This is a genomic window from Psychrobacillus sp. INOP01 (assembly GCF_018140925.1).
Taxonomy (GTDB): Bacteria; Bacillota; Bacilli; order Bacillales_A; family Planococcaceae; genus Psychrobacillus.
Map to the genome: position 1 here is coordinate 338,554 of NZ_CP073315.1, position 13,543 is coordinate 352,096.

General features: G+C 37.1%; 15 protein-coding genes. All 15 read right to left on the minus strand.

Annotation, left to right across the window (positions count from 1 at the left end; all coding sequences use genetic code 11):
* Positions 1 to 26 precede the first annotated feature (26 nt).
* The 15 genes from KD050_RS01745 to bcd all read right to left on the minus strand — a co-directional run bounded on the left by KD050_RS01745 (position 27) and on the right by bcd (position 13,520).
* Entirely contained in the window at positions 27 to 524 is a 498-nt protein-coding gene (locus KD050_RS01745; protein WP_211894562.1) for an SRPBCC family protein, read from the minus strand.
* Between the two features lie 47 nt (positions 525 to 571).
* Positions 572 to 1,126 carry a GNAT family N-acetyltransferase gene (locus KD050_RS01750; protein ID WP_211894563.1) on the minus strand — a complete coding sequence of 185 codons (555 nt, stop codon included), beginning with the start codon at positions 1,124 to 1,126 and terminating at the stop codon, positions 572 to 574.
* Positions 1,127 to 1,159: 33 nt separating this feature from the next.
* Positions 1,160 to 2,221 (minus strand): hypothetical protein, encoded by a 1,062-nt coding sequence (locus tag KD050_RS01755; protein ID WP_211894564.1) that lies wholly within the window; start codon positions 2,219 to 2,221, stop codon positions 1,160 to 1,162.
* A 25-nt stretch (positions 2,222 to 2,246) separates the two neighbouring features.
* Complete coding sequence (locus tag KD050_RS01760; RefSeq protein WP_211894565.1) at positions 2,247 to 2,810, minus strand: AAA family ATPase; 564 nt, start codon at positions 2,808 to 2,810, stop codon at positions 2,247 to 2,249.
* Between the two features lie 76 nt (positions 2,811 to 2,886).
* Positions 2,887 to 3,324 carry an SMI1/KNR4 family protein gene (locus KD050_RS01765; RefSeq protein WP_211894566.1) on the minus strand — a complete coding sequence of 146 codons (438 nt, stop codon included), beginning with the start codon at positions 3,322 to 3,324 and terminating at the stop codon, positions 2,887 to 2,889.
* A 59-nt stretch (positions 3,325 to 3,383) separates the two neighbouring features.
* Positions 3,384 to 4,007, minus strand: a complete 624-nt coding sequence (locus KD050_RS01770; protein ID WP_211894567.1) for a hypothetical protein — start codon at positions 4,005 to 4,007, stop codon at positions 3,384 to 3,386.
* Between the two features lie 182 nt (positions 4,008 to 4,189).
* The gene (locus tag KD050_RS01775) at positions 4,190 to 4,621 is read right to left on the minus strand and encodes a hypothetical protein (RefSeq protein WP_211894568.1); all 432 of its coding nucleotides are present in this window, start codon (positions 4,619 to 4,621) and stop codon (positions 4,190 to 4,192) included.
* On the minus strand, positions 4,603 to 5,301 hold the full coding sequence (locus KD050_RS01780) for an HAD family hydrolase (protein WP_211894569.1): 699 nt from the start codon (positions 5,299 to 5,301) through the stop codon (positions 4,603 to 4,605). Before KD050_RS01780 ends, KD050_RS01775 begins: the two co-directional genes overlap by 19 nt.
* Positions 5,302 to 5,429: 128 nt before the next feature.
* Positions 5,430 to 5,801 carry a YolD-like family protein gene (locus tag KD050_RS01785; RefSeq protein ID WP_211894570.1) on the minus strand — a complete coding sequence of 124 codons (372 nt, stop codon included), beginning with the start codon at positions 5,799 to 5,801 and terminating at the stop codon, positions 5,430 to 5,432.
* Positions 5,802 to 5,913: 112 nt separating this feature from the next.
* Complete coding sequence (locus KD050_RS01790; RefSeq protein ID WP_211894571.1) at positions 5,914 to 6,906, minus strand: LLM class flavin-dependent oxidoreductase; 993 nt, start codon at positions 6,904 to 6,906, stop codon at positions 5,914 to 5,916.
* 505 nt (positions 6,907 to 7,411) lie between these two features.
* A complete protein-coding gene (locus KD050_RS01795) occupies positions 7,412 to 8,716 on the minus strand; it encodes a dihydrolipoamide acetyltransferase family protein (RefSeq protein ID WP_211894572.1) in 1,305 nt (434 codons plus the stop codon).
* Between the two features lie 18 nt (positions 8,717 to 8,734).
* Entirely contained in the window at positions 8,735 to 9,718 is a 984-nt protein-coding gene (locus KD050_RS01800) for an alpha-ketoacid dehydrogenase subunit beta (protein WP_090563651.1), read from the minus strand.
* Entirely contained in the window at positions 9,718 to 10,731 is a 1,014-nt protein-coding gene (locus tag KD050_RS01805) for a thiamine pyrophosphate-dependent dehydrogenase E1 component subunit alpha (protein ID WP_211894573.1), read from the minus strand. The genes KD050_RS01800 and KD050_RS01805 overlap by 1 nt, the downstream gene beginning before the upstream one ends.
* A gap of 170 nt (positions 10,732 to 10,901) precedes the next feature.
* Positions 10,902 to 12,332 carry a dihydrolipoyl dehydrogenase gene (gene lpdA, locus KD050_RS01810; protein WP_211894574.1) on the minus strand — a complete coding sequence of 477 codons (1,431 nt, stop codon included), beginning with the start codon at positions 12,330 to 12,332 and terminating at the stop codon, positions 10,902 to 10,904.
* Positions 12,333 to 12,425: 93 nt separating this feature from the next.
* Entirely contained in the window at positions 12,426 to 13,520 is a 1,095-nt protein-coding gene (bcd, locus tag KD050_RS01815; RefSeq protein ID WP_211894575.1) for a branched-chain amino acid dehydrogenase, read from the minus strand.
* Positions 13,521 to 13,543 lie beyond the last annotated feature (23 nt).

A 13,543-nucleotide genomic window follows, 5' to 3' on the forward strand; every position in this document is an offset into this window, starting at 1 on the left:
GCGAAATAATCTCCCGTGTCTTTATATTAGAATGGATAATTAATCTTACCAGTTTCAACTAACTGCTTTAATCCTTCAAACATATAACCCCAACCTTGTTCTGTTTGAGTTTTATATTCATCCCGCGCTTTTTCAATATCTTTCTCCGTCCATCCTTCTTCATGAGGAACAACTATTACTTGTGTGAAAGTCATGTTGCATCCATTCTCAGTTGGCTTAAGTTCAACGGTAATCTCATCGACCGTATCACTGAATTGAGGCATTTCGAATGTCAAAACCAATTTATTTGGCGAATTGACTTCCAAATACTCACCGATAGCCCTGTAATCTTTTCCTTCTCGGTGATCGACAATTTCCCAAGCACCGCCGACACGAGGTTCGTTCATTGTTACCTTATTAGTATGTTCCATCGTGAAGAACCACTTTTTCAACATTTCAGTATTAAGCCAAGCGTCAAATACTTTATCAGCAGTTACATCAAAACTCTTTGTCATCGTCAGTGTTATAGTGGAAGTATTAGCCATTTCATTCATCCTTTTCAACATAATTTGCTGTTTATATTATACTCTATTTAATGATTTTTATAGTAAATCAAAAAATCAGTCCACTTATCATTTTCAAGTGAAAACTCTTTTCTTTCGCATTCAAAGATAAATCCAGCTTTTTCAGCGAGTCGTATCGAGGGATAATTATCCATATTTATATGTAATTCAATTCGATGAAAATTAAAAGTTGAAAAGAAAGCTTCAGTTGCTGCTAATACACTTTCTAAACCATAACCTTTTTTCCAAAACTGATTGTGAATAGAGTATCCCATCATTGCCCACTGGTAATCCATTCTTAAGATAGTTATAAGTTCTACTTTCCCTACGTTTACTCCGTCTTCTTTTCGGAATATCCCAAGTATATACATTTCATCTTTTTTGGCTAACTCATTGAATCCATCAATCCAGTCAGTAAACCAGTCTTTCGTAGAACTAGGCATATTTGCTGGACGACCATCATCATATTTATATTGCGATGGCAATCTATTATCAAACTGCTCGTACCAATTGCTATAATCCTCTTTTTTAAAGGGACGTATGATGAATCTTTCGGTCTCTATAAATAACTTTGAAAATTCCAATTCTCCACCTGCAGTCTTTTTTATTAGTATTTTTTACTTCCCATCATTCTTTCTAAATACTCGATACCACATCCACCACATTATCAACAAGATCATGATGTAGAGAACATATTGAACCATCGTTAATGGGTATCCTAATATTTTATGGCTGACGATATCCAAACCAGCCAAGCCAAATACAGCCAAAACAATCAATGATATGCTCATTTTATGTTTTAGAGAAGTTCTCTTCAATAATCGTATTATTACGTAATATATTGGTAGCATTATAACAAGTGAAAGTAGAGCCCCGCGTCGCGAATTAAAAAGGTTGATCAGTAAACCAGAACTCGGCGAGATGAATAATACGAGATTTTCTTCAGGAAGTGTTTCAAATGCCCCGACACACGTATTGCCTTCCTTTTGTAATGGTAAATTCACATACACACTCGCTCTTTTTGGCACCTTGACTTCTATGTCTAAGTCTTTAAAATCACTCCAGTAGGATGCTGGATGAAGTAGATAATCTAATCGATAAATAGGATGGAGACTAGCCCTCTCATCTATACCTAAAGTTGCTTCGTATTCAATAGTTAGCGTATGTATGCTCTTTGCATTTAAAGTTACCTCAAAGGTTTTTGCTCCTAATTTATTCGAGTCACCTATTACATCGTACCCGCCAAAAGAATATGTTTGTCCTGTTCTTGGATTAACCCATTCAATATGAGGTTTATCCCCTACTAATTCTTCCTGATTAAAAGGAATATTTCCTGTTAAAGGTATATCAGTTCCATCTAAGTCAACACTCCACTCATGTGAATTACCTGGTTGCGGGAATGCTATAGGTACTTGAAGATCTTCTTCTGTTTTGTTTTCCATTTCATAGATAACACGAACATTTGCAAGCATTATTGGATACGGCGGTATATCATCTTCTTGCTCAATTTCTATATATAATTTTTCACTCTCTATACTGATGACGCTTTCCTCCATAGGAAGCACATGTCCAGATGGAGTGGTTAGCTCTTCAAAATAACTCGTGCCATTTGCAAAAATGGAGGTTGGATTTATATATATACTAGCTAATACGAGCAGGATTATTACTAGCTTTCTCATTGCCTTCCCCCCTTTTTTGGAATCGTTATGTTATTTCATCTATAAAAGTCGAGTCATCTTTCAACCATGCTCTTATTGCTAAGTAAAGTTCTTCCACAGATTGCGAGCTATCGAGCTTTAATATAGGACTTTTAGATAATTCCATTTCATAGGATTGTGCGGCATAAGTTCCTATCATTGTTTTATCTTTTTCCTTTAAATACGTTTTACACCATTCTAAGAATTCATTAGTAGTATTTCCATATTCATCAGTCCATGTTTTTTTTAGATTATCTCGGCTAATTTCCCTTTTTCTTAAACGCTCCATTCTAATTTCTTCATCTAAATAGAGGAATACAAATAGATCGCGATTACTAAACCCATTAGGATTCCATGAAAAAACAGATCCTGAAACAACATATTCTTCATTGGATTCCATATCTTTCTCATACATTTCTATTCGTTTTTCAATCGGATGATTTTCATTAAACGATTCATCTTTCCAAAGATATCTGTCTGTATCAATCCACATAATATTTTCTTTTTCGCTTATAAATTTTGCTAAGGTACTTTTGCCCGTTCCTGAACCGCCTATTATTTGTACTTTCATTTGCTTTACCGCCTTCTTTTATGAAAATGGATGTATTACTAAATTCTCTTTCTCTTCAAGTAGAGCTATGATTCTATTAAACAGTAAGTTCTCCTGTAATCCAGCCTTTCACAAAGCTTTCTATCGAAGAAGAGATCCATGTTCTACTATCATCTTCATGATTCCATGCATAAATTTCATCGTCTTGAATTCTCCCATTCAATACTCTGTAACCGAATAAATCTCCATTACCTGCATCTGAAAAAAATAGTAAATGATCGAATGACATATAAATATCTTTGTAGTCATCATAATTTCTAAAAAATAAGTTATCTTTCACTATCTGTTCAGTAGACCAGATTAGGGGACATTCATACTTATCAAATATTCCATTTGTTTCATGTAATAATTCTAGTAACTTTCCAGGTAGTTCAACGTTTAACTCTTCTTTAATAAGCATTATTTTAGCATTCGTTGCTGGTGCTTTAAAATGATATTCTTTCGATATCGACTCTATGTAATTTCTCCACTTCATATTATTATTTATCCTCTTTCCTTCGTTTATTAAATTGCCAACTAAGGTATTATCCAATATCAATAAGCTATTATGCTGCGAATCCAATCTTTCACATACACTTCTTTCTGTATTTCCGAGAAATTTACTGGTAGATTGAGCGATTGTAAATTTGAGGGTAACAAATGCATTTTATGTCTAATTTCTATATTATCTTCTGATTCTGTATCGATGAAAAATAAGTATTGACCTTCTATTGCCTCACGATAAATAGCTGAACAGTCCAATGTTTTATAAACAAGTGTAGAAAACTGTTTACCATTTAACTGCACTTCGAAATGCCCACGTATATTGTAGTTACATTGAATATGCTTACCCGTAAGTTGGTGTAGATCCTTTTCAAATTCTAAAAGTCTATTTTCATCTACATAGAAAACTTTAAAAAAATAATCACTTAGTGCCTGATTCTCAATATTTGCATCATAAGAGTCAAAACTTATTTCCATAGATGTTTCATTTTCCGTTTCAACTTTTGACACTAAATGTTTTTTTATTAGATTATGAATTAATTTATAGTCTAAGTCACAACCATAGCTTAACATTTTCACCCGCTTCCGTTGTTTGCTCGCGAAATTGAAAATCTCTCTATAATCATTCATATCCCACCCATATTCAAAATACTTGATATGCTTACTTTGATGCACTCTATAATCTCCTTTGTTGAAAATACCTATTGCTTTGAATAACAAGTATTCTCCTTCAAATCAACCACGTTTAGCGTTCTCTCCCCTGTAATATCGAAAAATATAAAGAGCAGTAATGATTAAAGATATTATTCCATTTATATATTGAACGTAATGGTGAGACTTCAACAAAATCCATGGTATTATTCTTCTTCTAAATGAGATAGCTCACTTTGCAATTCATTTATGACTGAATAACCAGCTTGGATAATATCATCTTTTTTACGAACAAAATATTTGTATTCCACTTCTGGTTCAGTTCCAAATTTTACGCCAATATAATATGGGTTCATATGTTTATAACCATCCACTCGGTGATGCACTGTACTGAATTCCCACGTCTCCTCTGGATATTGTTCTTTCAAATATATATCTAAGTAACCAATTTTGTTTTCAATTTGCAAATCAATCCAGGATGGACGCACTGCATAAATGATTCCAAAAGCAATTAGAGAGGTAACAGCTAATCCTTGAATTATTTTTCTCCATTTTCCTTTCAAAAGGGAAGAAACAAATAATATAACGAGTAAAACTCCTCCCACAATCATCAATTCGATTATTTCAGTTGGATGCAATGATTTTCTATATCTCCTCTCACTAACTGATCAATAATAGCTGGAATTTCCATTAAATCATCTACCACATATTCACCCTGAACATCCGTCCATTGAATATCTTTCTTCCACATGCCTATCATTCCAACATTTGCAGCACCTTGTACATCATTCGCTGGATGGTCGCCTATAAAAACGCATTCGCTCGGTAGCACTCCAAGTTTGTCGGCAGCACGTAAAAATATTTGGGGATCAGGCTTTTTAACATCCTCCCATTCAGAAATTAAAATGGTCTGAAAATAACCTTCTATCCCTAAAGCCTGTATATTATCCAGTTGAAATTGGCCGTATCCATTTGTAATCATTCCGATTAGCATATTTCTGTTCTTCAATTCCTCTAGCATTACTAAGAGATTATCGAAGGGGACACAACAATGCTTAAATTCATTCAAATAATTTTCAAGCAGTTTTTCCCAAGTAATTTTCGTAAACCCAAACTCCTCCACTAATTGCTGATATACTTTGTCCTTCCAAACGTATCCTCGACTATCTAGTTGTATGAACCTTGCTATATACGCATCTTTTGGAATATGACCTATAAGATCAAACAGTCTCTCATATTGTTTATCAACGAAAATCTTTAACGACTCATCTCTGTTCAGTAACGTACCATCCAAATCAAACAAAACTGCTTTTATCATTATTATTCACCCTACTCTTACTTTAAGTCTTCCGAATAATCTTCCACATCTTCCTGTTAAAATCCTTCTTTTTTAATTCATACATAAAAACATCATCCACTTTGAAGGGATGATGCTGTTGGTAATTGCTATTCCAATATGGTGACGTCTACTATTTCATCAATATATAGTTCGAATGAGCGAAAAGGGTCTTCTAGTTCGATTGTTCGCTTCCTCAAATCAATCCATTGTATCGTACCGCGGTTATAGATAAACTCTCCCTCTTTCCACCGTTTTATTTTGATTTCGACGTTTCGTTTCATTGCGAGTGCAATTTGATCCTGAATAGCTTCATAGTCAAACTCATTTAAATCTGGGCGAGGCTCTTTTTTTATCTCCTCACTATACTCACGAAGCATTTTCACATGTTCAGGCAACATCATTGCTACCCACTTTTTTGAACCACGATCCTGTAATTGAGATAAATCCAATTGGTTCCAATCTTCTTCAAAGTTAGCCATGTTATCACGTTCTTTCTTTTTCACTTATCATATCGAACATTTGTTCTTTTTTCAAGAGGGAATAAATGGCTACAATAAAGGCGCACCCATGACAAGTGCGCCCAATAACAAATTACATCAATTCTTTTGCGAGTAAACGATAGACGTTTAACCGTTTTTCTTGCGAATGCGGAATACTACAAATCATTACTTCATCGAAACCATAATTATCTTGCTCTTCCTGTAAAGTCTCAGCCACTTCTTTAGCAGAACCGACTAGATGAATTTTACGATTTTCTTCAATCATCATTCGGTCCATTTCCGTCAGTGGGTAATTTTGTGCTTCCTCTGGTGTCATCAATGGACGAATTTGCCCTTTCATAAGAGACAAACGAGAGATGTCCTGCGGTAATGCTTCAAACTCAGCTTCTTCATTTGTTTCTGCCACTGTTACTAAGTAAGTAACATTAATCTCCGGCTTCTCCATTAAAGGTGAAGGTGTAAAGTTTTTGCGATACGTCTCTAAAATTGCAGGAGTCATACCACCCTGGAAAAATTGCGCGAAGGAATATCCGAGCCCCATTCTTCCTGCTTGCACAGCACTATTACCAGTAGAACCAAGTAACCAGGCTTCTGGCAAAACAATTTTGGAAGGTGTGGCAATCGTTCTGTTGTATAGGCTTTCTTCTGGAATTTCGTCGTTTATTAGTTGTAAAGCAATCGCTAATTTTTCATACATATTATTGACCATAGGAGGTCGACCTTCTGAAAGGGCGTACATCGCGTGATTATCCCCACCTGGAGCGCGTCCTACACCGAAGTCGATACGCCCTGGAGAAAACGCACTTAGTGTTTTAAATACTTCTGCGAGCTTTAGCGGTGAATAGTGCATCATCATCACGCCACCAGTGCCGATACGTAAATTTTTCGTTTTTGCTGCTAAGTGAGCTGCAATTACTTCTGGTGCAGAGCTTGCGAATGCATCGGTTCCATGATGCTCGGCCATCCACATACGGTGAAATCCTAGTTCATCTGCTAAAATAGCCAATTCTTCTGCTTTTTTTAATGCTCCTGCTGCTGTATTGCCAGTTGTGATTGGCGCTTGATCTAATACACTTAATTTCATCTATATATCTTCCCTTCTACAAATGTTCGTTAAATACTTCTCTTTTCAAATGCTATCTAATAAAAAATAAAAAGTAAACGAAAGGGACTTGATAATAGTAAAAAAAGATTAAGTATATATAGGAATTGTCAAGGCGACTTTTAGTATTCCACTTCTTTTTATTTTAGTAGGGACATAAAATCTTAACAGCTCATTCTCACCATGAGGAGATGATTTTTTGGTTAGTCTGTTAGAAAATATATTCCAAATATCAGCACTATTACTACTGTTATGTTCAATCTATTATTATAGACATTTTAAAAAAACTAAGAGAGAAGGAAAACTAACTTCACTTGAATTTTCAATGTTTTTGTTAACTGAAGTGACAATTTTTCTTTGTGCAGGAAGTTATCTACTTCTTCTTTTAGACAAAAATTAGGTTTATCTCTATTACATATGTATTTAGTATTACCAGTAAACACGAAAGAAGGTAGAGCAAGAATGCCCTACCTTCTTTCGTGTTTTATTAATAAACAGATGTATTTTCTTTCGTTATGTTCTCAAGAATTTCTTTCACACGCGCTAAGAAACGACCGGCAACTAAGCCATCTAATACACGGTGGTCTAATGACAGACATAAGTTTACCATATCACGCGCAGCAATCATTCCACCATCCATAATGACAGGACGTTTCACGATAGATTCTACTTGTAAAATAGCTGCTTGAGGATAATTGATAATTCCCATAGACTGAATAGAACCGAATGATCCAGTGTTGTTTACAGTGAATGTACCACCTTGCATTTCGTCTGATTTTAACTTGCCAGAACGGACTTTTGCAGCAAGTTCATTTACTTCACGACCAATACCTTTAATCGTTTTTTCGTCCGCATTTTTAATAACTGGAACGTAAAGCGCATCTTCTGTCGCTACTGCAATAGAAATATTAATGTCTTTTTTCTGAACGATTTTGTCCCCAGCCCACATTGAATTCATCATTGGGAATTCTTTTAATGCTTGCGATACAGCTTTCACGAAGAAAGCGAAGTAGGTAACATTAAATCCTTCTTTTTGTTTGAATTCATTTTTGATAGAGTCACGGTATTGAACCATGCTCGTAACATCTACTTCAATCATTGTCCATGCGTGAGGAGCTTCGTGTTTGCTGCGTAGCATATTTGCTGCGATTGCTTTACGCACACCAGTCACAGGAATTTCGATATCTCCAACCGCCACCGGAACATTAGGAGCTGCAGTTTTCGGCGTAGGAGCTGAAGAAGGTGTGGCCGGCGATGGTGTAGGAACAGCTTCCTGTTCAACTTTTGCTACCGGAATTTCTCCACTCTCAACAATCTTCAGTAAATCCTTACGAGTTATACGTCCTTCGTTACCTGTACCAGTAACAAGAGAAAGATCGATACCATGTTCTTGTGAAATTTTTAACACTGCAGGTGAATAGCGTGCTTTAGAACCTTTTTCACGTTCTACAGGTGCAGCATGCTTTTGTACTTCCGCAGGTTTAACAGTTTCAGCAGTTGGCTCTTCAGGAGCAGCCTCTTTTACCTGGACTATTTCCTCAGAAACTCCACCTTCTGTTTCTATTGTACAAACGATTTCACCCACAGCAAGTGTGTCTCCTTCGTTTGCGACCAATTCTTTAATAATTCCTGTAAAAGAGGATGGGACTTCAGCAGTTACTTTGTCCGTGTTAACTTCAGCTAGAGCATCGTATTTGTTTACGTGATCGCCTGGTTTTACTAACCATTTTTCTATAGTTCCTTCAGTTACACTTTCCCCTAACTGAGGCATTTTTATTTGTTCGATTGCCATTCGTTTTCCTCCTCCCGATTAGTATTCTGCTAGCTCGCGCATCGCTTTTTCGACTTTATCTGGATTGATCATGAAGAATTTTTCCATCGTTGGTGCATATGGCATAGCAGGAATATCAGGACCAGCAAGACGCATAATCGGTGCATCTAGGTCAAATAAGCAGTTTTCTGCGATGATGGCAGCAACTTCTCCGATAATACTACCTTCTTTGTTATCTTCTGTTACTAGCAGAACTTTACCTGTTTTAGAAGCAGCTTCTATAATACCTTCTTTATCTAAAGGATAAATTGTACGTAAATCTAGAATATGTGCAGAAATACCGTCTTTTTCTAAGCGTTCTGCAGCCTGTAGCGCAAAATGGACAGCAAGACCGTACGTAATAACCGTAATATCTTCGCCTTCACGCTTCACATCTGCTTTACCGATTTCAATTGTATAATCTTCTTCGGGAACTTCCCCTTTAATAAGACGATAAGCACGTTTATGCTCAAAGAACATAACAGGATCTTCATCGCGAATTGCTGCTTTTAACAGACCTTTAGCATCGTATGGTGTAGATGGAATAACGATTTTCAAACCAGGCTGGTTAGCAAAAATTGCTTCTACAGATTGAGAATGATAAAGTGCTCCGTGTATTCCTCCACCAAATGGAGCCCGGAAAACGATTGGACAAGTCCAATCATTGTTAGAACGATAACGAATACGTGATGCTTCGGAAATAATTTGGTTTACCGCAGGCATGATAAAATCAGCAAACTGCATTTCTGCAATTGGACGTAGCCCATACATAGCAGCACCAATTCCAACTCCAGCTATAGCAGATTCTGCAAGAGGTGTATCTAGCACACGATATTCTCCAAATTCATCATAGAGACCGTTTGTCGCTTTGAATACTCCACCCTTACGACCTACATCCTCTCCAAGTACGAAAACGCGTTCATCACGAGTCATTTCTTCTTTCATTGCAAGTGTGATTGCATCAATATAAGACATGATTGCCATTATGCGTTCCCCCCTTCTTGTTTTTCTGCGTAGACGTGCTTCAAAGCATCTTCAGGTGCAGCATATGGAGCATTTTCTGCATAGTCCGTTGCTTCATTTACTTCCTTCATAATACGATCATTAATCTCTTTTTCTAAATCTGTAGATAAAATATCTAAATCACGCAAATATTTTGCGAATGTAATAAGTGGATCTAACGCTTTACCTTCTGCAATATCTTCTGCTGTACGGTATTGTCTGTCATCGTCATCAGAAGAGTGGGCAGTTAGTCGATATGTTACTGCTTCTATTAAGCTTGGGCCACCACCATTACGTGCACGATCCGCAGCTTCCTTCACCACTCGGTAAACTTCGATAGGATCTTTCCCGTCTACAGTCACACCAGGCATGCCATAACTGGAAGCACGTTCTGCAACCGTTTTACTCGCAACCTGACGCTCAAACGGTACAGAAATAGCATAATTATTGTTTTCAACCATTGTAATACATGGTAATTCGTGAACTCCTGCAAAGTTTAGCCCTTCATGGAAATCCCCTTGGTTAGAGGAACCCTCTCCAAGCGTTACAAAGGTAATGAAATCTTTTTTCTCAATTTTCGCAGCTAAAGCTACTCCCACAGCATGTGGTAGCTGAGTTGTAACAGGTGAAGAACCAGTTAGGATTCTATTTTTCTTTTGACCAAAATGTCCTGGCATTTGACGACCACCAGAGTTTGGATCTTCTGCTTTTGCAAAAGCCGAAAGCATTAAATCTTTGGCAGTCATTCCGAAGTGTAAAACAACACCCATATCACGGTAATAAGGTGCAATATAATCTTTTGTATTATCAAGTGCAAAAGCTGCTCCCACTTGTGCGGCTTCTTGACCTTGACAAGAAATAACAAAAGGAATTTTCCCAGCACGGTTTAATAACCACATACGTTCATCGATACGGCGTGCCATTAGCATCGTTTCAAATATTGTTAGCACATCTTCATTTGTTAAACCTAATTCTTCATGACGATTTGTTGTCATCTAGAACTCCCCCTCTATTAAAATACAAGCAAATTGCTTCTTACTCAGCATGTGTTTAGCTCCAGCTCCCAGCCCGCCTGAGTCGCTTGAGACATGTGAATAAAGGAAAAATGTGCCTTTATCCATGTCTTCCGGCACTTTTTGAGGCTTAAGTGGGTGCATGCGCTTTTCTACATATGAATAGCTTTGCCATCTACAGCTAGTGCTGCTTCACCCATTACTTCACTTAGTGTAGGGTGTGGGTGAATCGTATGTGCAATTTCCCAAGGTGTTGCGTCAAGAACCATTGCTAAACCAGCTTCTGAAATCATATCGGTTACGTGTGGTCCAATCATATGAACCCCTAGAATATCATTTGTCTGTTTATCTGCAACAATTTTCACAAATCCATCTGATTCACCGTAAACAAGTGCTTTTCCAATCGCTTTAAATGAGAATTTACCAACCTTTACATCAAATCCTTTATCCTTTGCTTGTTGTTCCGTTATACCAACGCTTGAGCTTTCAGGATTCGAATAAATGCAACGTGAAACTAATGTATAGTCAATTGGTGAGATTTCGTTACCAGCAATATGTTCGATCGCAGTAATCCCTTCATGACTAGCTACATGTGCTAGTTGAAGTCCACCGATTACATCTCCAATTGCATATATGTGAGATTCTTTTGTTTGGAATGTCTCTGACACTTGGATAAATCCTTTTTCTACAACGATATCTGTATTTTCAATGCCTATACCTTCTACATTTGCTTGTCTGCCAACAGAAACTAACATCTTTTCTGCTGTGAAGGCTTTCGTTTCACCATTTATTTCTGCAGAAATTTTCACTTCTTTTTCTTTTGTTTCTAGTGTTTCTGGGAGTACTTTTGCACTTGTTACAAATGTTACACCCTTTTTAGCTAGCAGCTTTTGCATTTCTTTCGAGATATCCTTGTCTTCTGTTGGTATAATACGATCTGCATATTCGACCACTGTTACCTCTACTCCAAAATCATTAAGCATAGATGCCCATTCAATTCCAATAACTCCGCCACCTACGATTAGAATTGATTTTGGTAACTCTGTCATTGCTAGGGCTTCATCGGAGCTCATGACAAATTCTCCGTCAATCGTTAAACCAGGTAAAGTGCGTGGTCTAGATCCAGTAGCAATAACTACATTTTTAGGGATTATCATTTCATTTTCTTCACCATTGTTCATCTCTACAGATATAGTACCACCTGGAGAGGGTGAAAAAATAGAAGGTCCTAACATTCTTCCAGTACCTTCATAAACATCTATTTTACCTTTTTTCATCAAGCCTTGCACACCTTGATGTAATTGGTTGACGATAGATTCTTTACGTGCCTGTACTCGACTAAAGTCGAGTGTTACCTCTCCAGTATTTACACCAAAGTCCGCAGCATGATTTTTAGTAGTTGCATACACTTCAGCACTACGAAGTAACGCCTTACTAGGAATACAACCTTTATGTAAGCAAGTACCACCTAAATTTCCTTTTTCAACGATTGCTGTTTTTAATCCAAGTTGAGCCGAGCGTATAGCAGCAACATAACCGCCAGTACCGCCACCGATAATTACTACATCATAATCTTTTGCCAACTTTACCATCTCCTTTAATTTCCATCTAAGAAGGCCGCTTTACTTTAAAAGAAAGACGGCCACTTAGTTCAATAGATGAAATTAGTTGTTGTATTAACGTCCGTTTAAGATATGTTTGCCATTTTGTAGGAATTGACTACGAGATTTACTTACTCGTGCAATACGTTCTTCCGCCAAACGGTCAGCAGCAACATATGATGGAACACCATCACGTTTTGAAATTTCAAAAATACGTTCAATTTTATCATAAATAGTAGCTACACGTTTCATCGCACGCTCCGCATTATAGCCATACAATTCGTCAGCTACATTAATAACGCCACCTGAGTTAATAACATAATCCGGTGCATAGACAATGCCCATTTCATGGATTACATCCCCATGTGTTGTATCACGTAATTGGTTGTTTGCTGAACCAGCAATTACTTTCGCTTTTAGTTGTGGAATTGTATTATCATTAATAATCGCACCTAAAGCACATGGCGCAAAAATATCTGCTTCTTGTGAATAAATATCGTTTACATCAACCTGAACTGCTCCAAAAGCATTTACTGCACGGTCAACAGATGCTTGGTTAATATCTGCAACGATTAGTTTAGCTCCTTCTTTGTGTAGGTATTCGCAAAGTGTATACGCTACATTTCCTACACCTTGTACAGCTACTGTTTTACCTTCTAAAGAATCAGAGCCAAATGCTTCCTTAGCAGCTGCTTTCATCCCAACGTAAACACCGTAAGCTGTAACCGGTGACGGATTCCCTGAAGAACCAAATGCTTCGGAAATTCCAGTCACATAGTTAGTTTCTTCATGTATTAAGTCCATATCCGCGACAGTTGTTCCAACGTCCTCAGCTGTAATATAACGACCATTTAACCCTTGGATGAAACGACCAAAAGCACGGAACATTTCTTCATTTTTATCCTTTAATGGATCTCCAATAATTACGGTTTTACCGCCACCAAGATTTAGACCTGCTGCTGCATTTTTATAAGTCATACCTTTTGCAAGACGTAATGCATCCTCAATCGCTTCTTCTTCAGTCGCATAATTCCACATACGTGTCCCACCAAGTGCTGGACCTAAAGTTGTATCATGAATTGCTATTATCGCTTTTAAACCTGAAGTTTTGTCCTGGCAGAATACTAATTGTTCGTAATCATAAGTTTCCATATATTTAAAAATTTCCATGTGTAGTTCCTCCTAGTAGTTAA

Bases quoted from the DNA above. Each gene is read 5' to 3' on its own strand.
- KD050_RS01805 (WP_211894573.1), bottom strand. From the start codon at position 10,731: ATGACAACAAATCGTCATGAAGAATTAGGTTTAACAAATGAAGATGTG.
- KD050_RS01785 (WP_211894570.1), bottom strand. From the start codon at position 5,801: ATGGCTAACTTTGAAGAAGATTGGAACCAATTGGATTTATCTCAATTA.
- bcd (WP_211894575.1), bottom strand. From the start codon at position 13,520: ATGGAAATTTTTAAATATATGGAAACTTATGATTACGAACAATTAGTA.
- KD050_RS01795 (WP_211894572.1), bottom strand. From the start codon at position 8,716: ATGGCAATCGAACAAATAAAAATGCCTCAGTTAGGGGAAAGTGTAACT.
- KD050_RS01765 (WP_211894566.1), bottom strand. From the start codon at position 3,324: ATGAAGTGGAGAAATTACATAGAGTCGATATCGAAAGAATATCATTTT.
- KD050_RS01790 (WP_211894571.1), bottom strand. From the start codon at position 6,906: ATGAAATTAAGTGTATTAGATCAAGCGCCAATCACAACTGGCAATACA.
- KD050_RS01780 (WP_211894569.1), bottom strand. From the start codon at position 5,301: ATGATAAAAGCAGTTTTGTTTGATTTGGATGGTACGTTACTGAACAGA.
- KD050_RS01760 (WP_211894565.1), bottom strand. From the start codon at position 2,810: ATGAAAGTACAAATAATAGGCGGTTCAGGAACGGGCAAAAGTACCTTA.
- KD050_RS01745 (WP_211894562.1), bottom strand. From the start codon at position 524: ATGGCTAATACTTCCACTATAACACTGACGATGACAAAGAGTTTTGAT.
- KD050_RS01800 (WP_090563651.1), bottom strand. From the start codon at position 9,718: ATGGCAATCATGTCTTATATTGATGCAATCACACTTGCAATGAAAGAA.
- KD050_RS01755 (WP_211894564.1), bottom strand. From the start codon at position 2,221: ATGAGAAAGCTAGTAATAATCCTGCTCGTATTAGCTAGTATATATATA.